Annotated in this window: 20 protein-coding genes and 2 tRNA genes; 7 read left to right on the top strand and 15 right to left on the bottom strand. The window is 32.4% G+C overall.

Translation table 11 applies throughout. The features are described from left to right. Nucleotides 1-34: 34 nt before the first annotated feature. The 4 genes from B0A81_RS06600 to B0A81_RS06585 are packed head-to-tail and all read right to left on the bottom strand — an operon-like array spanning nucleotide 35 to nucleotide 3,517. Nucleotides 35-1,645 (bottom strand): hypothetical protein, encoded by a 1,611-nt coding sequence (locus B0A81_RS06600; protein WP_089057284.1) that lies wholly within the window; start codon nucleotides 1,643-1,645, stop codon nucleotides 35-37. Continuing rightward, complete coding sequence (locus B0A81_RS06595) at nucleotides 1,642-2,193, bottom strand: RNA polymerase sigma factor (protein ID WP_089057283.1); 552 nt, start codon at nucleotides 2,191-2,193, stop codon at nucleotides 1,642-1,644. The genes B0A81_RS06600 and B0A81_RS06595 overlap by 4 nt, the downstream gene beginning before the upstream one ends. 51 nt (nucleotides 2,194-2,244) lie before the next feature. Continuing rightward, nucleotides 2,245-2,643, bottom strand: coding sequence for a hypothetical protein (locus B0A81_RS06590; protein WP_089057282.1), 399 nt, complete (start codon nucleotides 2,641-2,643; stop codon nucleotides 2,245-2,247). A gap of 10 nt (nucleotides 2,644-2,653) precedes the next feature. Beyond that, a complete protein-coding gene (locus B0A81_RS06585) occupies nucleotides 2,654-3,517 on the bottom strand; it encodes a protease complex subunit PrcB family protein (protein WP_089057281.1) in 864 nt (287 codons plus the stop codon). Between the two features lie 204 nt (nucleotides 3,518-3,721). Between B0A81_RS06585 and rmuC the strand changes: the two genes are divergently transcribed. The 4 genes from rmuC (at nucleotide 3,722) to B0A81_RS06565 (ending at nucleotide 7,101) form a co-directional block, all read left to right on the top strand. Beyond that, the gene (gene rmuC / locus B0A81_RS06580) at nucleotides 3,722-5,095 is read left to right on the top strand and encodes a DNA recombination protein RmuC (protein ID WP_089057280.1); all 1,374 of its coding nucleotides are present in this window, start codon (nucleotides 3,722-3,724) and stop codon (nucleotides 5,093-5,095) included. Between the two features lie 31 nt (nucleotides 5,096-5,126). After that, nucleotides 5,127-5,675: an acyl-CoA thioesterase gene (locus tag B0A81_RS06575; protein ID WP_089057279.1), complete on the top strand. Its 549-nt coding sequence runs from the start codon at nucleotides 5,127-5,129 to the stop codon at nucleotides 5,673-5,675. A 252-nt stretch (nucleotides 5,676-5,927) separates the two neighbouring features. Continuing rightward, entirely contained in the window at nucleotides 5,928-6,323 is a 396-nt protein-coding gene (locus B0A81_RS06570) for a VOC family protein (protein WP_089057278.1), read from the top strand. A gap of 238 nt (nucleotides 6,324-6,561) precedes the next feature. Continuing rightward, nucleotides 6,562-7,101 (top strand): YceI family protein, encoded by a 540-nt coding sequence (locus B0A81_RS06565; RefSeq protein WP_089057277.1) that lies wholly within the window; start codon nucleotides 6,562-6,564, stop codon nucleotides 7,099-7,101. Between the two features lie 3 nt (nucleotides 7,102-7,104). Here the strand turns inward: B0A81_RS06565 and B0A81_RS06560 are convergent, their stop codons facing one another. Further along, nucleotides 7,105-8,016: a TIGR01777 family oxidoreductase gene (locus tag B0A81_RS06560; RefSeq protein ID WP_089057276.1), complete on the bottom strand. Its 912-nt coding sequence runs from the start codon at nucleotides 8,014-8,016 to the stop codon at nucleotides 7,105-7,107. A gap of 97 nt (nucleotides 8,017-8,113) precedes the next feature. Here B0A81_RS06560 and B0A81_RS06555 point away from each other — a divergent pair, with 97 nt between their 5' ends. Continuing rightward, nucleotides 8,114-8,776, top strand: a complete 663-nt coding sequence (locus B0A81_RS06555) for a TetR family transcriptional regulator C-terminal domain-containing protein (protein ID WP_089057297.1) — start codon at nucleotides 8,114-8,116, stop codon at nucleotides 8,774-8,776. Next, nucleotides 8,773-10,077, top strand: a complete 1,305-nt coding sequence (locus B0A81_RS06550; protein ID WP_089057275.1) for an ABC1 kinase family protein — start codon at nucleotides 8,773-8,775, stop codon at nucleotides 10,075-10,077. Before B0A81_RS06555 ends, B0A81_RS06550 begins: the two co-directional genes overlap by 4 nt. 52 nt (nucleotides 10,078-10,129) lie before the next feature. On the opposite strand, the gene B0A81_RS06545 is transcribed toward B0A81_RS06550, so the two are convergent. The 6 genes from B0A81_RS06545 to B0A81_RS06520 form a co-directional block, all read right to left on the bottom strand. Further along, entirely contained in the window at nucleotides 10,130-11,425 is a 1,296-nt protein-coding gene (locus tag B0A81_RS06545; RefSeq protein ID WP_089057274.1) for a cryptochrome/photolyase family protein, read from the bottom strand. Nucleotides 11,426-11,464: 39 nt separating this feature from the next. Continuing rightward, nucleotides 11,465-11,905: a sterol desaturase family protein gene (locus B0A81_RS06540; protein ID WP_089057273.1), complete on the bottom strand. Its 441-nt coding sequence runs from the start codon at nucleotides 11,903-11,905 to the stop codon at nucleotides 11,465-11,467. Between the two features lie 98 nt (nucleotides 11,906-12,003). Next, entirely contained in the window at nucleotides 12,004-12,843 is an 840-nt protein-coding gene (locus tag B0A81_RS06535; RefSeq protein WP_089057272.1) for a phytoene/squalene synthase family protein, read from the bottom strand. 4 nt (nucleotides 12,844-12,847) lie between these two features. After that, on the bottom strand, nucleotides 12,848-14,314 hold the full coding sequence (locus tag B0A81_RS06530; protein ID WP_089057271.1) for a phytoene desaturase family protein: 1,467 nt from the start codon (nucleotides 14,312-14,314) through the stop codon (nucleotides 12,848-12,850). A gap of 37 nt (nucleotides 14,315-14,351) precedes the next feature. After that, on the bottom strand, nucleotides 14,352-15,251 hold the full coding sequence (locus B0A81_RS06525) for a MerR family transcriptional regulator (protein ID WP_089057270.1): 900 nt from the start codon (nucleotides 15,249-15,251) through the stop codon (nucleotides 14,352-14,354). Nucleotides 15,252-15,418: 167 nt separating this feature from the next. Continuing rightward, nucleotides 15,419-15,919, bottom strand: coding sequence for a tetratricopeptide repeat protein (locus B0A81_RS06520; RefSeq protein WP_244281314.1), 501 nt, complete (start codon nucleotides 15,917-15,919; stop codon nucleotides 15,419-15,421). A 246-nt stretch (nucleotides 15,920-16,165) separates the two neighbouring features. Here B0A81_RS06520 and B0A81_RS06515 point away from each other — a divergent pair, with 246 nt between their 5' ends. Further along, entirely contained in the window at nucleotides 16,166-17,488 is a 1,323-nt protein-coding gene (locus B0A81_RS06515) for a serine hydrolase domain-containing protein (RefSeq protein ID WP_089057268.1), read from the top strand. 12 nt (nucleotides 17,489-17,500) lie between these two features. Here the strand turns inward: B0A81_RS06515 and B0A81_RS06510 are convergent, their stop codons facing one another. The 4 genes from B0A81_RS06510 to B0A81_RS06495 form a co-directional block, all read right to left on the bottom strand. Further along, on the bottom strand, nucleotides 17,501-18,445 hold the full coding sequence (locus B0A81_RS06510; protein WP_089057267.1) for a DUF4421 family protein: 945 nt from the start codon (nucleotides 18,443-18,445) through the stop codon (nucleotides 17,501-17,503). 112 nt (nucleotides 18,446-18,557) lie between these two features. Further along, nucleotides 18,558-18,640, bottom strand: a tRNA-Leu gene (locus tag B0A81_RS06505). A gap of 43 nt (nucleotides 18,641-18,683) precedes the next feature. Then, nucleotides 18,684-18,756, bottom strand: a tRNA-Lys gene (locus B0A81_RS06500). A gap of 361 nt (nucleotides 18,757-19,117) precedes the next feature. Then, nucleotides 19,118-19,654: a hypothetical protein gene (locus B0A81_RS06495; RefSeq protein WP_089057266.1), complete on the bottom strand. Its 537-nt coding sequence runs from the start codon at nucleotides 19,652-19,654 to the stop codon at nucleotides 19,118-19,120. Nucleotides 19,655-19,810 lie beyond the last annotated feature (156 nt).

The following is a 19,810-nucleotide window of genomic DNA, read 5'->3' as shown; positions in this document are numbered from 1 at the left end:
TCTTTTTTTGTGAAATTACAATAAATTACAACAATTAAAAAGAAACATTAAGTCCGAAATTCAATCCCCATTGAAACTGATTGAAAGACTGGCTGTTTAATGGATTTACATAATAATTTACTGCAGGCTCAACAAAAACATTTGTTTTTTTGTAAACACGATATTGTATCGTACTGCTCAAAGTAGAACCGTATACATAATCGTTTGCATTTACATTTTCTCCTATAGAACTTCCGTCGATAGAAACACTATTTGAAATCAATTTACCAACAAATCCGCCAGTATTTAAATTAATACTTGCTTTGTTTTTACTAAAAACAGAATAAGAAACTTCTAACGGCATTTCGACATAACGAAGATTTTGATCTAAGTTACCAGTTTGTATGTTTTCACTTTTCATGGCTTCTTTTGTACTGTTTGAAACAAGTACATAATTTGCATCACTTGCAATATAAGGTGCTGATACATTTTGAGCAAAATAATCACTCGCACTAAAAAACGCATTGTTTTTAGCACTTAAGTAAGAAACATTAGCTACACTCTGACCAAGTTCGTTAATTTTAACCCCAGAAGCAACTGCCCATTTTTTATTGATTTTATATTGCGTTTTTACTCCGTATGAATTACTTTGTTTAGAGTCGTTTACGTTTCCTAAAGTTTTATTGTTTTTATAGTTTTCAGAGCTTCCTACACCTGCAAAAAGCTGAAGTGCCCATTTGTCTTGTTTTGAAAGTGTTTTGTCCTCTTTTTCTTTTTTAGTTTCAGTCGCAGCAATGCCTTTTTCTAAATTTTGAAGTTCTCTAAGTTGCATAGAATCTTTTTTAGTCAAGCTGTTTGTGATATTTGAATTGTTGTTTTTCAAATTGTCATTTTTAGCGCTTGCAATCGATCTGTTTTCTTGAATTGCTTTATCTGTTTTTTGTTGATAAGCGCTAGAGTTTACAGCATTACTAGAAAGACTCACAACTGTTTTGCTTTGCGTTTTTGAAGTTGACTTTTCTTCAAAAATAGAACTTGCAAGAGCGTTGTTTAAACCTGTGTTGAATTGATTTTTTTTACCAGAAGTAAAAGTTTTTTCAGCAAGAACCTTATCTGCCTTTCTTTTTTCTATATCTGATATTTGATTTTTTGAAGCTGAGTTAAACCCGTTTGCTTTTGCAGGAACATAATTCTCCTGAACCGCAACATTGTTTAACGCATTTTTTGAGGCATTTGTTTTTGATGCGGCCTCATTCTCATCGTATTTAGATTGTGAATTTGCTCCCGTATTTACGGTTTCCTGATTTTGGTTTGATTGATTATGTTCGTTTTCTGATGATGAAATTTGATTGTTAATTGTTTTGTTCTCTGTACCCTTTTCTTTGCCGTTAGTGTTTTTATTATCTTTTGGCTCAAGTACAACTTTATTGTTTTCTAAAGCATCATTATTTATAGTTTTGATTCCTGAGTTAGAAGTAAAATTCAGAACAGAAGGGAGCAATAAGCCTAATAATAAGCATGCTGCCGCCGACCACCAAAGAATTACTTTTTTCTTCTTTTTAGGTTTATCAAGTTTTTCTTCAATTTGTCCCCACAATTCAGGAGGCGGAACACTAGAAAAGTCTTCCATTGATGAAAAAATATCTTCTATATCCTGCTTTTTCATGCTATTTTAAAATTTTTTATGCTCAGTATTCTTTTTTGCAAAATGTGCTTTGCCCGGTTTAAATTTGATTTTGATGTACCTTCAGAAATATTTAGTAATTCGGCAATTTCTCGGTGTTTTAGTTTCTCAAAGACATAGAGATTAAAAACCGTTCGGTATTGGTCTGGTAAATCTCTAATATATTCCAGCAGTTTCTCTTGTTCTATTGGTTGAATGTCTAAATCCTCTTCTTCGACAAAATCGGTATCAGGATCAAAAACATCTAGAAAGAAACTCTCTTTTTTCTTTTTGTTTAAAGTCTCGATCAGCTTATTGATAAATATTCGTTTCAGCCAGCCTTCGAAACTTCCTTCAAATTTATATTGACTCATTTTTTGAAAAACAATGACAAATGCTTCCTGAAAAACATCTTTTGCGTCATCTTCATTTTTCATATATTTAAGACATATACCATATAAAACAGGAGAGAACAACTGATAAATTTTCAGTTGTGCCTCTCTGTCATTTTTGATGCATTTCTTAATATATTTTTCTAAATCGTCTTTCAAAAAAGTGGTATTGTTTGGTTTTGCAAAAATAGTTTTTAAAAGCTTATAAAACTATCTTTTAAAGATAGATCGGGAAGCATCTTTGTTATTGCTTACAATGGTTAGGTTTTGATTGTCAAGCTTTTCTATGATATATGTCTTGCCTTCAAAAGTAATAAGATCATGTTCAGCCGAATCAAAATAGCCAATACCTTTTTCTATTTGATAGGTGCTGTTTCTAATCTCTACATTGTTCTTATACGTTATCACTCTGCCATTTGAAGTGAAAACTACTTTTTTTGCAAACCCAATTGTTTTAGGTGTCGCTGTATAAGGATTATCTGCTCCTCCAATTGACTTTTCCCAAATCCAGGCATTTACTATAGAACTTGTGTTTGCTACCGTTGATTCTAAAGAATAGGCCGAAGAGAAAATGCACAATACAGCTAAAAATAGAAAATGTTTTTTCATAGGAGTGAAATTAGTTCAAACTGATGATCTTTTGGCGAACAGCTTTTTTAAACAATATTATTTCAGTGTTTTGATCTGGAGTATCATTGTTATCAATATAAACTGTTGTAGTAGCAGCTCCTTGAGTTAACTGAAAATAGATTCCGCCTTTATCAGCTGGATCTGGAGTTCCGTATGTTTTTGTTCCCCCTTTTAATGCCAGGATTTCTGCAGGAACATTCTTTAAGAATAAAGTATATTCATCTTTTTTAGTTTTTGCAGAGTATTTGTACTGCTCAAAATCATATTTTTCAGCTTTAACATCTAAGAATTTCAAAATATTAAAATCGTTTATTTGAAAGAAAGAGTTAGAACTTGTAATACCATAATCTCCAATAATAACATTGTCAGAGCTTTCGTTTGTTCTGTTAAATAAAATTGTTTTTGATGTTTTTGGAATCAATATAAAGTCTGATGGATAAGTTGGAGTCTGTGTAAGAGTTTCACCAGCCAAAGGACTTTTCTCATAAAAATTAATAATAATCTGACAGTTGTTTTCTACAATCGTAGTTATTTTTATGTCGTAACCGCTCGTAGGTTTTGCTCCAGCAAAAATTCCTATCAAAAAGTTTTTTGTAAAATCAATATCAAGATTAGTAGCAGCTGGACATGTGTTTTCGTGCTTAGTGAAGTAAGTTTCTAGTTTTTCTTGAGAGTTAAAAGCAAGAGCAGTAGGATTATTAGGTAAATTTTTTACACTGTATGTACATAAAAGAGGGAATCCTGTAAAAGGAAGTTCGCCAATAGGTCCGCAATCAACAGTTAGATCTTCATTTCCTAATGAGCAAGCACTCAGTCCAAAAGCTACAAATAAGCTCAGCATTATTTTTTTCATGATAAAATTTAAATAGGTTATATTCTCATAGATGATTGTGTTTAAAAATGGTTGCGTCTTTTTTTTATTTTTTTTTATCTACTAGATAGATATTAGTTTCAAATTGTTTTTTAATTTGGGAATAAATACTAATTCGTGAAATTTTAATTTAATAACCACAGTACTACGTATTATTGCGTACTTTTACTTAAAAAAAACTTAGACATGTTTGATTTTCTTCCGTATTTATTGGCTTTTGTTATTGCTTTATTTCTAGGTATATACTTAGGTAAAGTACTGTCTTCGGCTAAATTTCAGTCAGAAAAAGTTGGTTTAGAAGAAAGACTGAATGCAAATACAAACCAGCTGCAAGTACAAAAGGAACAGCAGGAAAATGAAAAACTTACTTTTCAAAAACAACTTCAATTAAGTAATCAGGAAAAGGAAAGTATCCGAACCGAAAAAGACAGCCTTGCAATTCAACTTTCTAAAAAAGAAGTTGATTTTGAAAATTTATGGGAACGTCATAAAGAGCAAAAAAATGAAATAACTGAGCTTCAGGATAAATTTGCAAAGGAGTTTGAGAACTTAGCAAACAAGATTCTCGAAGAAAAATCGGTTAAATTCACAGAACAGAATAATGTGAATATGAAAAATATTTTGCTGCCGCTGCAAGATAAAATTCAAGGCTTTGAGAAAAAGGTAGAACAAACCCATAAAGAAAGTATTGATTATCATGCCGCACTTCGCCAGCAGATTATTGGTTTAAGCGAAATGAACGCTCAAATGAGCAAAGAAACTCTAAATCTTACTAAAGCTTTGAAAGGTGATAGTAAAATGCAGGGAAATTGGGGCGAATTGGTTTTAGAACGTGTGTTGGAAAAATCAGGTTTAGAAAAAGGCCGTGAGTATGAAGTACAGCAAAGTTTTGTAACCAGTGAGGGGAATCGTGTTTTTCCTGATGTTGTAATAAATCTGCCAGATGGTAAAAAAATGATTGTCGATTCTAAAGTGTCTTTATCAGCTTATGAAAAATATACAAATGAAGAATCAGATATTCTTAAAAATGAATATTTAAAAGAACATTTAAATTCTATTAAAAGACACGTTGAACAGCTTGGAAATAAAAATTATCATGAACTGTATCAAATCGAAAGTCCCGATTTTGTATTGCTTTTTATTCCGATAGAACCTGCTTTTGCGATTGCCTTAAATGAAGATTCAACATTATACAATAAAGCTTTTGACAAAAACATTGTAATTGTTACTCCAACGACACTTTTAGCGACACTGCGTACTATTGACAGCATGTGGACAAATCAAAAACAACAGGAAAATGCGTTTGAAATTGCGAGACAAGCAGGAGCATTGTATGATAAATTTGAAGGTTTTGTAACTGATTTAGTCCGAATTGGAAATAAAATTAAAGATACAAAAACCGAGTATGAAAGTGCCATGAATAAACTAGTTGACGGCAAAGGAAATTTGATTTCGAGTGTTGAAAGACTTAAAAAAATGGGCGCTAAAGCGAAAAAATCACTTCCAGACAATATTGTAGCGAGAGCTTCAAATACGGATGAAAGTGAGTTATTAAATTAAAACTAACCAATAACTAAGACAAACATAAAATATGACTGCAGATTTTAAACCCGTTTCTTCATCAAAAATTAGTATTTCAGAATTAATGCTTCCATCACATACCAATTTCAGCGGTAAAATTCATGGAGGATATATTTTGCAATTACTAGATCAAATTGCTTTTGCGGCCGCATCAAAGTTCTGCGGTAATTATTGTGTAACTGCTTCTGTTGATACTGTAAATTTTTTAAAACCAATTGAGGTTGGTGAACTTGTTACAATGAAAGCTTCAGTAAATTATGTTGGACGAAGTTCAATGGTTGTTGGCATTCGTGTTGAAGCAGAACATATTCAAACTGGGGTTATAAAACATTGCAATTCTTCGTATTTTACAATGGTAGCCAAAGATAAAGACGGAAAAAGTGTTCAGGTTCCAGGACTTATTTTGTCTAATTTAGAGGAAGTTCGACGTTTTAGAAAAGCGATTAAACATATCGAAGTGAAGAAAGAGATTGAAGAACATGAAAAAGTTACTACGGTAAGTTCTATCGAAGATTTGGCCAGTTTAGAAAAGTATAATGTACTTTTAGAAATTAGTTAATCTGCCTTGAGAAATTGATTTAAACATATAGTCCCGATAGTTATAGTGATAAACTCGGACTTCTCAAAAAGGCGTTTCACATAATTAAAAAACACAGAGAATACTTATGTGAAAGAAAGGTGTTTCTTTTTGTATTCTTTTTTAAGTATAAAATCTATGTTTCTATGTGTTTAAAAAAAATGTTTAGTATGAGAACGAAAGAGACGAAGTAATTATGTCTAACGGATTTAAATAATATTAAAATAAGAGAAAATGGTAAAGTTTGGTTATACAATTTTATATGTAGAAAATGTAGAAAAAGCAATCTCGTTTTATGAAAACGCGTTTGGCTTTTCGAGAAAATTTGTAAGCCCAGAGAATGATTACGGAGAATTGTTTACGGGAGAAACTACAATTTCATTTGCTTCAAAAAAAATGGCAGTTCAAAATTTAAAAGAAGGTTTTATCGAGAGCGATTTAAATAATAAACCTTTTGCTTTTGAACTTGGTTTTATTACAGATAATGTTGCTGAATTGGTACAGAAAGCAATTTCTTTTGGAGCCGTTTTAGAAACAAGTCCAAAGGAAAAACCATGGGGACAAGTTGTAGCTTATGTACGAGATTTAGATGGTTTTCTACTTGAAATTTGTACGCCAGTCGAAATGTAATGAAAAACTGTTCGTAAGCAGTTTTTCTTGTGTAATGTACATTTTAGAAGAAAAAAATATTCACAAATATTTAGCATTAGTTCCAGAACCATACGACGGAAAATTTCGTAACTTTAAAATAGAAAGTTAGTTGCGATTTTTTCACGGAGTACTGCCATTCATTTTTTTAACTTACCGTAAGTTTGTTTTTCTTTATTTTAAAAAATGAAATGACATAATTGTTTAATTGCTGACGATTATGAAAAGAACTACATTATTATTTTTACTTTTTACCGCATTTTCGATTACAGCTCAGGAAAAATTTAAAACCACTTCGGCGATTATAAATTTTGAAGCTTCAGTTCCATTCTTCGAAGAGGTAAAAGCGGTAAATAAGCTCGGAACTATTGTTCTTGAACCTCAAACAAGTACTTTAATTTGTACTGTAATAATAAAAGATTTTCGTTTTAAAATGGATTTAATGGAAGAACATTTTAACGACAATTATATCGAAAGTCATCGTTATCCTAAAGCTTATTTTAAAGGCAAAATACAAAAATTTGACATCACCGAAATTGATGAAACATCAAGAGAATACGATGTCAAGGGGAAATTATATATTCATGGAAAATCGAAAATGATTACGGTAAAAGCTTTGTTGAAAAAAGTTCCGGAAGGTATTCAGATTGTTTCCACTTTTCCAATATCTATTTCTGACTTTAATATTGAAATTCCTTATGTTGTGGCCAATAAAATTTCAAAAACGGTTCAGACAGATTTAAGCGGAATAATGAAGTAATGTTTAATTTGTAGTGCTGATAAGTGCTTTTTCTAAATCAGTAAATTGAAATTCAAATCCAGTTTTTTGTATTTTTTCAGATGACACCCTTTGCCCTTTTAAAATAGCTTCGCTCATTTTTCCTAAACTTATTTTAAGAATAAAAGATGGAATTTTAGGAAGCCATATTGCATATCCGTATAATGCAGCTAATATTTTAGAGAATCTCAAGTTTGTAGTATTATCAGTAACAGCAGCATTGTACGGGCCATGCATATGTTCGTCTAGCAGAGCTTTTAAGTAAATCTCACATAAATCGTCAATATGAATCCATGGTAAATATTGTTTTCCTGTTCCTATAACGGCACCAAAGCCAGATTTAAATGTAGGTCCGAGTTTTTTTAAAAAACCTTCATCTTTACCTAATACAATTCCAGTTCTAATTTTTACGGTTCTAATACCTAAAGCCTCCAGTTTGTTTGATGCATTTTCCCATTTCTGACAAATAGTACCTAAAAAGTCATTTGCAGGCTCAGTTGTTTCAGTGCAAATTTTATGACTTGTAACAGCGCCATAAATTCCAATTGCCGAAGCAGAAACGAAAGCATTTAGTTTTTTATCGTTTTTTTCTAAAATAGAAAATATCAAATCAATTGGTTTAACCCTGCTTTCCAGAAGTTTTCTTTTTCTTCGTCGTGTCCATCTTTTTTCAACAATTCCTTCGCCGGCAAGATGAATAATGTAGTCCGCATTTAAAACAGCATTTTCATCAATATAATTGCTGTTTAAATTCCATTTATAGTAAGTGATTTCAGGAGTGTTTTCTTTGTCGGTACGGCTTAAAACAGACACAGTAAAGCCAGCTTCAATTAGAGCATTTGTCAAATGCCTGCCAATGAATCCGCTTCCACCTGTTATTAGAACATTTTCAACCATGATAGTTTATAATATATTTAACAGCGCATTCTGTTTAGGGACATGTAAAGGTACTTAAACAATGCTTACCTTTAAGGCAAATTCTAAATTTAATGAAATGGCGACTAAAAAAAAGACTATCACAAAAGAGGATATCGTTTCAAAATACATGAATGAAGTTTTAGAAAAAGGAACAAAACCAAAATCAGTTTATCATTTTACTAAAGAAAATGATTTTACCGAAGCTGAATTTTATTCTTTTTTTGGAACGTTAGAAGGTTTAGAAAAGGAAATATTCCGACTGTTTTTTGAGAATACAGTCGACTTACTGCATAAAAATGGAGACTACCTTGAATATGACATGAAAAATAAAATGTTGAGTTTCTATTTTACCTTTTTCGAAATTTTAACCGCAAATAGAAGTTATGTGCTGCAAGTGCTTAAAATGGATAAAAACCCGCTCAAAAATTTAGTACAGCTTACTTTGCTTAGAGATAATTTTAGAAATTATGTTTCCGAAATTTTAACTGATGATTATAGACTTGAACAAGAAAAACTGCAAAAATTTCAAGAAAAAGCTATTCAAGAATCTGCTTGGCTGCAATTAATGCTCACCATAAAATTCTGGATGGAAGATGAATCTGCTGCTTTTGAGAAAACAGATATTTTTATCGAAAAATCAGTTAATGCATCATTTGAATTGATGAATGTTGCGCCAATGAATCATTTGATCGATTTTGGAAAATTTCTATTCAAAGAAAAAATATACAGCAAACAATGAAAACGATCGATTATATTCCAACCTCGAAAATAGAAAGAGCCGGAAAATTGGTTCAAACGGGAGCAAAAATTGGTGTAAACTATGTTAAGCATTATGCCGAGAAAATGGTTAATCCTGATTTAACTCGAGACAAACTGAATGAGAATAATGCCGAAGATATTTATGACGGACTAAAAAGCTTAAAAGGCAGTGCGCTCAAAGTGGCTCAAATGTTAAGCATGGACAAGAATTTTTTGCCTCAAGCTTACGTAGAGAAATTTTCATTATCGCAATTTTCAGTTCCGCCGCTTTCAGCACCATTAGTTTTAAAAACATTCAAAAGTAATTTTGGCAAAACACCTTACGAGATTTTTGATGAATTCAATGCAAATTCTGTAAATGCAGCAAGTATTGGTCAAGTGCATTTGGCAAAAAAGAATGGTAAAAAGCTGGCCGTTAAAATTCAATATCCAGGAGTAGCCAATAGTATTTCTTCAGATTTGGCTTTGGTTAAACCTATTGCTATTAGAATGTTTAATCTGCAGGGAAAAGATTCAGATAAATATTTTAAAGAAGTTGAAGATAAACTGATCGAAGAAACCAACTATTTATTAGAATTAAAGCAAAGTCAAGAAGTTGTAAAAGCCTGCAGTAAAATCGAAAATATTATTTTTCCTAATTACTATCCAGAGTTCTCGTCAGAGAAAATTATCACGATGGATTGGATGACGGGAATTCATCTTTCAGAATTTACCGCGAAAAATAAAGATCAGAAAGTAGGTGATGAACTAGGACAGGCGCTTTGGGATTTTTATATGTACCAAATTCATGTTTTAAGAAAAGTACACGCAGATCCACATCCTGGAAACTTTTTGGTTGATGATCAAAATCAGTTAATTGCATTAGATTTTGGTTGTATGAAACAAATTCCTGATGATTTTTATACGCCGTATTTTGAATTGATTAATAAAAATGTAATTACAGATAAAGCTTTGTTTAATGAAAAATTGTTCGAGTTAGAAATTCTTCGCAAAGACGATACGCCAGTCGAAATTGAATATTTTACTGAGATGTTTCATGATTTGCTGTCGCTTTTTACAAGACCTTTTCAAAATGAAACTTTCGATTTTTCTGATGAAACGTTTTTTGACAGCATTGCAAAATTAGGAGAGCGTTTCTCAAATGATACAAGTCTCAAAAAAATGAACGGGAACAGAGGTTCTAAACACTTTATTTATATGAACCGTACTTTCTTTGGTTTGTATAATTTAATGTTTGATTTGAAAGCAAAGATTGTTGTTGAAAATTATTTGAAGTATTAAGTTTTGTTTCAGGTTTCCGGTTACGTAACCTGAAACCTGAAATCAAGACAAACTATTTTAAAATTCCAGCTTTATAAGTTGCAATCGCTCGATCTCTTGCAAATGCATGATCGATCATTGGTTCATTATAACCAAAATCAAATTCTGGAATCCACTTGCGGATGTATTCTCCTTTTGTATCAAATTTCTTTTGCTGAATTTCAGGATTGAATACTCTAAAATAAGGCGCGGCATCACAACCGGTTCCTGCTGCCCATTGCCAGTTTCCTACGTTTGAAGCTAATTCGAAATCTAAAAGTTTTTCGGCAAAATAAGCTTCTCCCCACTGCCAGTTGATCAACAAATGTTTACATAAAAAACTCGCAACAACCATTCGAACACGATTGTGCATATATCCTGTTTCGTTTAGTTGCCGCATTCCTGCATCGACCATTGGGTAACCAGTTGTTCCAGAACACCAGCGCTTAAAATCGTCTTCGTTATTGCGCCATTGAATTCCGTCGTAAGCTGATTTGAAATTGTTGTTTACACAATTGGGAAAGCTAAACAGAATTTGAATAAAAAATTCTCGCCAGATTAATTCGCTTAAGAAAGTTTGATTCTTTCTATTTGCCCAATTCACTAATTTACGAATACTTACCGTACCAAATCGTAAATGCGGCGAAAGGTAAGAAGTGCTGTCTAGAGCAGGAAAATCTCTAGTTTCTTTGTAATTGGCAATTTGAGTTAAGTTATGCGGAAGTACTTTTATAGGACTTCGGTCAAAACCAATTTCAGATAATTCTGGAAATGTAAATTGACTTTTTACAAAATTAGATCGAAATGAACCGGAATCATATTCAATCGCAGCTCCTGAAAAATGGTATTTTTCTAGCCATTTATTTTTATAAGGTGTGTAAATGGTATATGGAAGCCCGTCAGATTTTGTGATTTCTTTCTCTTCAAAAATTACGTGATCTTTATATGAAAAACACTCTATATTGTTTTCTTTCAATAAAGAGCAAATGGCAATGTCACGTTTGATCGCAAACGGCTCATAATCTTTATTAAAGAAAAGGTTTTGAATATCAAATTCTTCTAAAAGTGATTTCCAAACTTCGATCGTTTTACCTTTTTTGATCAATAGTGAAGAACCTAAAGTATTTAATTCTGAATTTATTTTTTGAAGTGAATCATAAATAAAGCTTACTCTGGCATCATTTGCAGGAAGATTTTCCAATATATCATCATCAAAAATAAATAATGGAACAACAGGAAAGTTTGATTGTAAAGCATGAAACAAACCTGTATTGTCTTCCAGACGTAAATCACGTCTGAACCAGAAAAAAGAAACTTTTTGTTTTGTCATTGTTTTGAGAATCTATTTTTTTGACGCTTTAAAAGGATTTTACATTTTGTAATATTTAAACGGAACAAACAACATTCCGAAGCATTCTCCTTTTTCTTTATTTAAGTGTTTATGGTGTATTTTATGAGCCTTTCGTAATCCGATGAGGTATTTGTTTTTGGTATTTTTAAACCATTTGAAACGCTGATGTATTAGAACATCGTGAATTAAAAAATAACAAGCTCCGTAAAGTGTTACACCGCAGGCAATGAAAAACAAATAATTGAAACCGCCCTGAACACCAAAATAAAATAATAGAATACTTGGTATTGCAAATAGAACAAAGAAAATGTCATTGCGCTCAAAAGGATGCTCGTATTTGGGCTGATGATGATCTGCATGAAAATACCACATGAAACCGTGCATTACATATTTGTGAGTAAGCCATGTTACGCATTCCATGAATAAAAAAACGCCTAAAAAGATTAAAAAGGAAACCATTTTTTGTGTTTTGAATTTGTTCTAATAATTGTTTGAATTTATCATTTACTTGTTCTTGTCAATTTCTCCTTTCGGTCGAAATGACAAACGGAACGAAATTATACTAGTTTCAGTTTATATGTTACAAATGACTGCGCCAAAAGTCCTGCTTTTGTATAATTAGAAACACGAATCCTTGAGTTTCCAATTTCGTGATAAGGTGTGTTTTTTAATTTAGTAAGCAGTTTTTTGTAATAAACATAAGCAGTGTAAACCCCAAATTTTGCTTCAATTGGCAATTTTACAATTCCTTGATAAGCAATATTAAAATCGTCTTCTATTTCGTTGATAATTTGCGTTTTTGCAGCTTCAGTAAAATTATTCAAATTGATGCCGGGAAAATAAGTTCTGTTTAAAATCAAATTATCATCTTTTAAATCTCTAAGGAAATTTACCTTCTGAAAAGCTGATCCTAATCGCATTGCTTCATTTTTAAGCTGTTCGTATTTTGTATTATTTCCTTTTGTAAAAACCTTTAGACACATTAAGCCGACAACATCGGCAGAACCATAAATATAATCGGCATATTCATTTTGTGTATTGTAATTTGATTTTGTGAGATCTTGCTTCATGCTTTTTAAGAATGCCTGAATTAAATCATCGGTAATATTATATTCTTTTACGGTATGTTGAAAAGAGTTTAGAATTGGGTTAAGGCTTATTCCGAGATTTACAGCTTTATAGTATTCTTTTTCAAAATCGTCAATAAGACTTTCTTTTTCATAATCATGAAAAGAATCGACAATTTCATCGGCAAAACGAACAAAGCCATAAATGCTGTATATCGCATCACGAATACTTGGCGAGAGCATTTTTACAGCTATCGAAAAAGAAGAGCTGTAGTTTTTAGTAACCAGTTTACTGCACTTGAAAGAAACGTCGTCGAATAGTGATTTCATTTTTTTACGATCTAAAAGATTTTTGAATTAATTCAGCTGCTAGTTTTCCTGATATTAAAGCAGGCGGAACTCCTGGACCAGGAACTGTTAATTGTCCTGTGAAATATAAATTTTTGATTTTTTTGCTTTTCAATTTTGGACGCAGGAAAGCCGTTTGTAATAATGTATTGGCCATTCCGTAAGCATTTCCTTTGAATGCATTATAATCTGCAATAAAATCATTTTTACAGAATGATCTTTTAAATATAATGTTATTTCTGATTTCTTGCTGTGTAAGGTTTTCAAAACGACTGATTATTTTTTCGAAATATTCTTCTCTTAATGCTTCACTATCTTCAATTCCGGGTGCAAGCGGAATTAAGAAAAAACCGCTTTCCATTCCGTCTGGAGCCGCTGTTCGATCTGTTTTAGAAGGGAAATTGGCATAGAATAAAGGTGCTTCAGGCCATTTTGGATTATCGTAAATAGCAATTGCATGTTTATCGAAATCAACATCAAAAAATAAAGCATGATGTGAGATGTTTTCTATTTTTTTATTAAAACCAACAAAAAACAGGAGCGAAGAAGGGGCGAAAATTCGGTTTTCCCAATACGTGTTAGAATAAACACGATGGTGTTTTTCGAGCAAAGTTTCAGTATGCTGATAATCGGCACCGCTCAATACAACGTCAGATTTTATAAAATCTCCGTTGATAACAATTCCTGTTGCAGTTTTGTTTTCAACAATTATTTTCTCAACAACAGTGTTTGTTTTAATTACTACGCCAAGTTCTAGAGCAAGACTTTCGAGACTTTGAACTACATCAAACATTCCCGTTTTTGGATGCCAAGTTCCAAGACCAAAATCAGCATAATTCATAAAATTATAGAAAGAAGGCGTTTTAGTTGGTTTTGCTCCAAGAAATAAAACGGGAAATTCTAAAATCTGAATTAGTCTCTCGTTTTGAAATTCTTTACGAATGTCAATACTTATAGAACCAAAGAACTGATTAAGTTTTAAAGCTGTTTTGGCAGTAATTAGTTCAAGCGGAGAAACTCCCGGACGGTAAACCAAATCTTTTATGGCAATGTCATAATTGCTTTTGGCTTGGTTAATAAAGTTTTCTAGTTTTTTAGCACTGCCTTTTTCAATATTTTCGAAGGCGTTTTTTATTTCTTCTAGATTATCGCAAATGCTTATAAAATCATTAACTCCAAAATAAACCCGATAAGCAGGATTTAGTTTTATGAGCTCATAATAATCCGATGGTTTTTTATCAAAATCCTGAAAAAAACGTTCAAAAACATCTGGCATCCAATACCAGCTTGGTCCCATATCGAAAGTAAAACCATCTTTTTTAAACTGTCGTGCCCGCCCGCCAATAGAGTGGTTTTTTTCGTATACAGTAACTTGATTTCCCTGCTGAGCCAAGTAACATGAAGCAGCCAAGGAAGAAAATCCTGATCCTATGATTGTTATTGTTTTCTTCATTTGTTTAACAAATGTACAGAAAAGTTAAACAATAAAATTAAATTCTTTCAATTGTTTCTTGCATCGAATCAAAAATTTGAATTCTTTCGGGTAAAACTTTTCTATCAATATATTCAATCATATTGCCTATCAGCCATATTTCGTTGTTTTTCAGCAATAGTTTTTGCCCCATCGATTTTACATATTGATTGATAACGCTGCGGTCTGGCTGAATAGTCATCATTGAGACAAAAGTGATATTTTCAAAATGCTTCGTTAAATCCTGCAGGTTTTCAATAGGCATACTTTCTCCAAGATATATGGTTTTGTATCCTTTTAATAAAATTTCATATTGAAGATAGAGTAATCCTATACTGTGCACTTCATTTAAAGGCAGTGACAGCACAAAGATTCTATCTGTTCTAGTTGGTTTTTGAATTTGAAGACTTTCTGTGTAAATCAGTATTTTTTGCTTGATCAAATGACTCATAAAATGTTCATTTGCCGGCGTGATGGTTTCTGACTGCCACAATAATCCTAGTTCTTTCAACAAAGGAAGAAAATGTTCTTTGAAAACTTCTTTAAACGTTTTTTCGGCAATAAGCCAATCGAAAGTATTGAAGAATAATTCTTGGTCAAAATTCATCATTGCCATTTTAAAAGAGGTTATGGCAAAGTTTTGAGAATTTTTCTTCGATATAATTTCGCGTACTAATTCTGGTATCCTTTCTTCAGGATAAGTTGCAATTTTAGAAATTTTATAACCATACTCATGCAGTAAGGTTATGTTTAATAGTTTTTGCAGATTCTGCAGATTGTAAAATCTTATATTAGTGTCTGTACGCATTGGTTCTAGAATATTATATCTCTTTTCCCAAATACGAATCGTATGCGCTTTTATTCCAGATAAATTCTCTAGATCTTTAATACTGAAAACAGTTTTTATGTTGTTTACCATTTTTTACAATTAGATAAACAAAAATAGAAGAAAATCTTAGAGAATCTCTTAGTGGAGAGTGAAAATCATAGATTATTAGTGCTTTACGTCTGTTTTTGTCTAAACAAAAAAGCAATCTGTAAAAAAATATTTACAGATTGCTTTTTTTGCTTTTCAAAGCTTGTTTTTTATTTACAAAATGTGGCTTTATTTTTTACAGCACTTTGACTTCCAAGTTCTATGGCTTTTGAAAAATCTTTACAGGCATTTTTTTTGTCGTCAATTTTATTATAGGCCAAACCTCGCAGGTTGTACGCGATATAATCTTTTGGGTTTAAACCAAGAGATGAGGTGCAGTCTTCAATTGTGCCCTTAAAGTTCATTAACTTGTAGTTTACGTTTGCTCTGCCGGTAAAAGCATCGGCGTTCATGCTGTCAAGTTCAATTGTTTGGGTAAAATCGGCCAAGGCTCCTTTTAGGTCATTAAGTTTGAGTTTTGCTACGCCTCGGTTTTGGTATGCTTCAGCAAATTTCGAATTCAGGCTGATTGCTTTAGTGTAGTCAGCGATTGCGCCTTTTGTGTTGCCGGCTTCGGCTTTTTTCATGGCTTTGTCAAAATAACTGGTTGCCGATTGTGCCGATAATGAGCAGGTAATCATAATAAAGAATAATACTAGCAGGTTTTTCATAAACTAATTTGGGATTAGTGGTTAATTATTTTGAAACGAATTTAAGAAAGTTTTGTTTTGTAAGAGAAGTTCTTTCTGTGAAATAACTATTATTTTTCTTTTTTAGCAGAAGTATTATAACGTACATAGTAAGGTGTTTGAAATTAAGTTCTTAACTTAGCGTAAATTCTTATAATTATTATTACTAAGAATTTGTTATCTCCCCATATTTAGTCTTTTAGTGTTCATTTCTATAAATTAAATAATATGAAATCACTTCATTTTTGTTCTCGGTTATTGTTTTTTGTCTTGATGTTTTTAGGTGTAACTATTTCTAAAGCTCAGGAAAAGACGAAATATTTAGATGCGCTGCAAAGTGATCCTGCAAGAATGGGATGGATGATTGGTTCGCCGCCGCCCGCTGATCGTATTCCTCGATTTGATGATGGGAGTTTTTTTCAGTTTCCGGCTCTTCGATGGAGTGTTGCGCACATGCGTCAGTTTATGCCGACTGTAAATGTTTCTCGCGGATTAGGAGCTTCAATTCCTATACTAACAAATTTTAACAGAGATATTGATAAAGTAAAGTTTGTTCCTCTTGGAGAAACTAAGTCGATGACGTGGGAAGAGTCGCTTGAAAAGGTTTATGCGGATGGAGTGATTGTTATGCATCATGGAAAAATTGTATATGAAAAGTATTTTGGTGCTTTAACGATTGACGGACAGCATGCGGCAATGTCGGTTACCAAATCGTTTACGGGAACTCTTGGAATTATATTGGCTAAAGAGGGTTTGATAGATACTGAGAAAACGGTTTCTTATTACGTTCCAGAGCTTAAAAATTCTGCTTTTGGAGATGCAACTGTAAGGCAGGTTATGGATATGACAACGGCGCTGCAGTTTAGTGAAGATTACGCAGATCCTAATGCAGAAATTTGGAAATTCTCTGCGGCAGGGAATCCACTCCCAAAGCCTAAAGATTATGACGGACCGAGAACTTATTATGAATATTTGCCAACAGTAAAGAAGAAAGGTATTCACGGAGATGCTTTTGGGTATAAAACGGTTAATTCAGATGTTTTGGGTTGGATTATAGCCAGGGTTACGGGTAAATCTGTACCTGAAGTTTTGTCTGAAAGGATATGGAGGAAAATAGGAGCTGAGCAAGACGGATATTTTTCGGTAGATGCAATAGGAACGCCTTTTGCGGGTGGTGGTTTTAATCTTGGTTTGCGAGATATGGCTCGCTTTGGGCAGTTGATTTTAAATGATGGTAAAGTAGGGCAGGACCAGATTATTCCTAAAGCTGCTATTGATGATATTAGAAAAGGCGGTGATAAAAAAGCATTTGAAAAAGCCGGATATTCACTCTTGAAAGGTTGGAGTTATAGAAACATGTGGTGGATAACTAATAATGATCACGGCGCATTTTGTGCTCGCGGCGTGCATGGACAGGTAATTTACGTTGATCCAAAAGCTGATATGGTTATTGTGCGTTTTGCATCAAATCCTGTAGCGGGAAATACAGCAAACGACCCGTATTCTCTGCCTGCTTATGATGCTGTTGCAAAATATCTTCTAACGAAGTAAAAAAGGACTACTTTATTCTGATTTTTTCTTACTGAAGAAAGGATTCGAATCTAATCTCCAGATGTATCCAATTTGGAAATTTCCTGAAGATAAGCCAATGTTACTGTTGCTATTGTCTGAGAAAGAAGAAAATATAAAATTATTGACGTATGATAAGCCAAGCGACCATTTCTCTTTGTTGTAACCAACGGATATTCGTGGGAAAAATGTAGGGTAGATTTCTATTTTTTGTTTGCCAAAATCATTTATTCTTTCGGTGCCAAAATTAACTCCCGTTGTTGCTGAGCCGCTGGCGAACCATCTTTTATTGATTGCCCAAGTATAGGCATAACCGCCGCTGAATCCAAATTGAAAATTACGCAGTGAGTTTTTTGATTTGTGTACAAAGGAACTGTCGGAGTTTATTTTTGAAAAGTAAACTCCTCCACCCACTAAAAAGCTTCCTGCAGATTTTAATTGTTTTTCATTTTGATTAAAAGCGGCTTTATAAGAGAATTTTTTGTTATTAAAAACATATTGTCCAAAAGCACCATATTGCTGGATTTTTAAATCTGGATATAGTTGTATGTTTTTATCTGAGTTGTCTGAAGTGTAAAAGCCATGATATTTTTGAACAAAAAGGTCTATTATGAATTTTCTTCCGTAATTGTGAATTTGAAAGTCTAGTGCTTTTGTTCTTCCTTTTTTGTCATCTTTCATAAAATTTAATCCGTAGCCATAACTCAGATTGATTATTGTGTTGTTTATAGAAACTCCTGCGCCTAAACTCATAGGAGTGTTAGGTATGAATTTTTTAATCTCACCGTCTATTTCTTGTTCCATTGATATAAACTTCATGGATAAATAAGTTCTCACAGAAAGTTTGTTGTCAAATGGTTTAATATAGGTGGTGTCAATCTGTGCTACGCAGAAATACGGGAATGCTAAAAGAAATAAAAAAGAAAAGTATGCTTTCATTAAGTTGTAAAACGAATTATAATTATTCTTAGTACGTATGGAAAAGACTAATTAGGAAAAATACAAAGCATAAAAAAAGGAAAAACATAAAATATACTTTTCCTTTTTTTAGTGACCATGGAGGGATTTGAACCCTCACGCCCTTACGAGCACCACCCCCTCAAGATGGCGAGTCTACCGTTTCTCCACATGGCCTAAAATGAAAAAAGGTCGAGTAAATTAATACTCGACCTTTTTGTGACCCGACTGGGGCTCGAACCCAGGACCCCATCATTAAAAGTGATGTGCTCTACCAACTGAGCTATCGAGTCATTGCATTCCCTGAACGCGGGTGCAAATATAGAAAGATATTTTTGATCTCACAATATCTTTTTCAAGTAAATTTAATAAAAAATTAAAGTAGTGGTTTTTATAAAAAAAAAACTAAATTCAATTTTAACGTATCTTGCTTTGCCTGAGATACTACGGTACAGAATTCGAATTCTTCGTAGGTTTTCGATCTGAATTCTTTGTTTTTTTTTAAGTATGCTTTCCTGTGTTAGTGTGTGCAATAATAGTGATGCCGTCTCCTTTTCTTTGTAAAAAGGTGTTTTTATTTGTGAATAGAGAATTAATGATGACCCCGAATCAAAGTTGCTAAACATTGTTGTTTTGTTTACATCTCGATACTTTTTAGTTTGTAAAATATTTAGATTTAATATCCTGTTGCTTAAAAATTAATGTTTTTATGTAATTGGAATCTAGATAATACTCAATCCAGAGCACATCTCCAATTTGGATTTTTTCGTAGTATTTTTTCTTTACTGAGATATTTTTGTGTTTTTCTTCAATTTCAGAATAGATTGTTATTTCGTAAGAATCTGTATCGTTTGCTTCATGTCCTTTTGTAGTGATAATTTCTTTTTCTAAAACTATAATATTTCCTTCTACTTTTTTCTGTAGTAACAAATTCTGCTGCTCTTTTGTAGTGTCGATTATTGCTTTAATGGTTATGTAGATCCAGAAGCCAAAAATAATTATAACAGCTAAAATGGGAGTTGCTTTGTCGCTAATTTCTTCATTTGTAATAATCATATAAATACAAACACCTGGAAACACAATCGAGAATAAGGAGAAAATGATCCATGTTAAATACCCTTTTTTAAGTTGTCTTTTTAGGAACTTAATATCCTCGTCATTAAGAGTTGTGTTTTTTAAAGTTTGCTGCATACGCTTATTATATTGTATAGATAGGGCTAATATAAAAAATATCAAATTTAGTTTGAATATGAAAATAAAAAACGGATCGCTCTAAAAATGAAAAACCTTGATTTAGTTCATATACATCCTGTATTTTGCATCAAACGAAAAAAGCTTGAGAATCTA

The organism is Flavobacterium plurextorum (assembly GCF_002217395.1).
GTDB lineage: Bacteria > Bacteroidota > Bacteroidia > Flavobacteriales > Flavobacteriaceae > Flavobacterium > Flavobacterium plurextorum.
This window is presented reverse-complemented; position numbering and strand designations above follow the sequence as displayed.

Coding starts and splice junctions, on each gene's coding strand:
- B0A81_RS06600 (WP_089057284.1), bottom strand. CDS start 1,645: ATGAAAAAGCAGGATATAGAAGATATTTTTTCATCAATGGAAGACTTT.
- B0A81_RS06590 (WP_089057282.1), bottom strand. CDS start 2,643: ATGAAAAAACATTTTCTATTTTTAGCTGTATTGTGCATTTTCTCTTCG.
- B0A81_RS06585 (WP_089057281.1), bottom strand. CDS start 3,517: ATGAAAAAAATAATGCTGAGCTTATTTGTAGCTTTTGGACTGAGTGCT.
- rmuC (WP_089057280.1), top strand. CDS start 3,722: ATGTTTGATTTTCTTCCGTATTTATTGGCTTTTGTTATTGCTTTATTT.
- B0A81_RS06575 (WP_089057279.1), top strand. CDS start 5,127: ATGACTGCAGATTTTAAACCCGTTTCTTCATCAAAAATTAGTATTTCA.
- B0A81_RS06570 (WP_089057278.1), top strand. CDS start 5,928: ATGGTAAAGTTTGGTTATACAATTTTATATGTAGAAAATGTAGAAAAA.
- B0A81_RS06565 (WP_089057277.1), top strand. CDS start 6,562: ATGAAAAGAACTACATTATTATTTTTACTTTTTACCGCATTTTCGATT.
- B0A81_RS06560 (WP_089057276.1), bottom strand. CDS start 8,016: ATGGTTGAAAATGTTCTAATAACAGGTGGAAGCGGATTCATTGGCAGG.
- B0A81_RS06555 (WP_089057297.1), top strand. CDS start 8,114: ATGGCGACTAAAAAAAAGACTATCACAAAAGAGGATATCGTTTCAAAA.
- B0A81_RS06550 (WP_089057275.1), top strand. CDS start 8,773: ATGAAAACGATCGATTATATTCCAACCTCGAAAATAGAAAGAGCCGGA.
- B0A81_RS06545 (WP_089057274.1), bottom strand. CDS start 11,425: ATGACAAAACAAAAAGTTTCTTTTTTCTGGTTCAGACGTGATTTACGT.
- B0A81_RS06540 (WP_089057273.1), bottom strand. CDS start 11,905: ATGGTTTCCTTTTTAATCTTTTTAGGCGTTTTTTTATTCATGGAATGC.
- B0A81_RS06535 (WP_089057272.1), bottom strand. CDS start 12,843: ATGAAATCACTATTCGACGACGTTTCTTTCAAGTGCAGTAAACTGGTT.
- B0A81_RS06530 (WP_089057271.1), bottom strand. CDS start 14,314: ATGAAGAAAACAATAACAATCATAGGATCAGGATTTTCTTCCTTGGCT.
- B0A81_RS06525 (WP_089057270.1), bottom strand. CDS start 15,251: ATGGTAAACAACATAAAAACTGTTTTCAGTATTAAAGATCTAGAGAAT.
- B0A81_RS06520 (WP_244281314.1), bottom strand. CDS start 15,919: ATGAAAAACCTGCTAGTATTATTCTTTATTATGATTACCTGCTCATTA.
- B0A81_RS06515 (WP_089057268.1), top strand. CDS start 16,166: ATGAAATCACTTCATTTTTGTTCTCGGTTATTGTTTTTTGTCTTGATG.
- B0A81_RS06510 (WP_089057267.1), bottom strand. CDS start 18,445: ATGAAAGCATACTTTTCTTTTTTATTTCTTTTAGCATTCCCGTATTTC.
- B0A81_RS06495 (WP_089057266.1), bottom strand. CDS start 19,654: ATGCAGCAAACTTTAAAAAACACAACTCTTAATGACGAGGATATTAAG.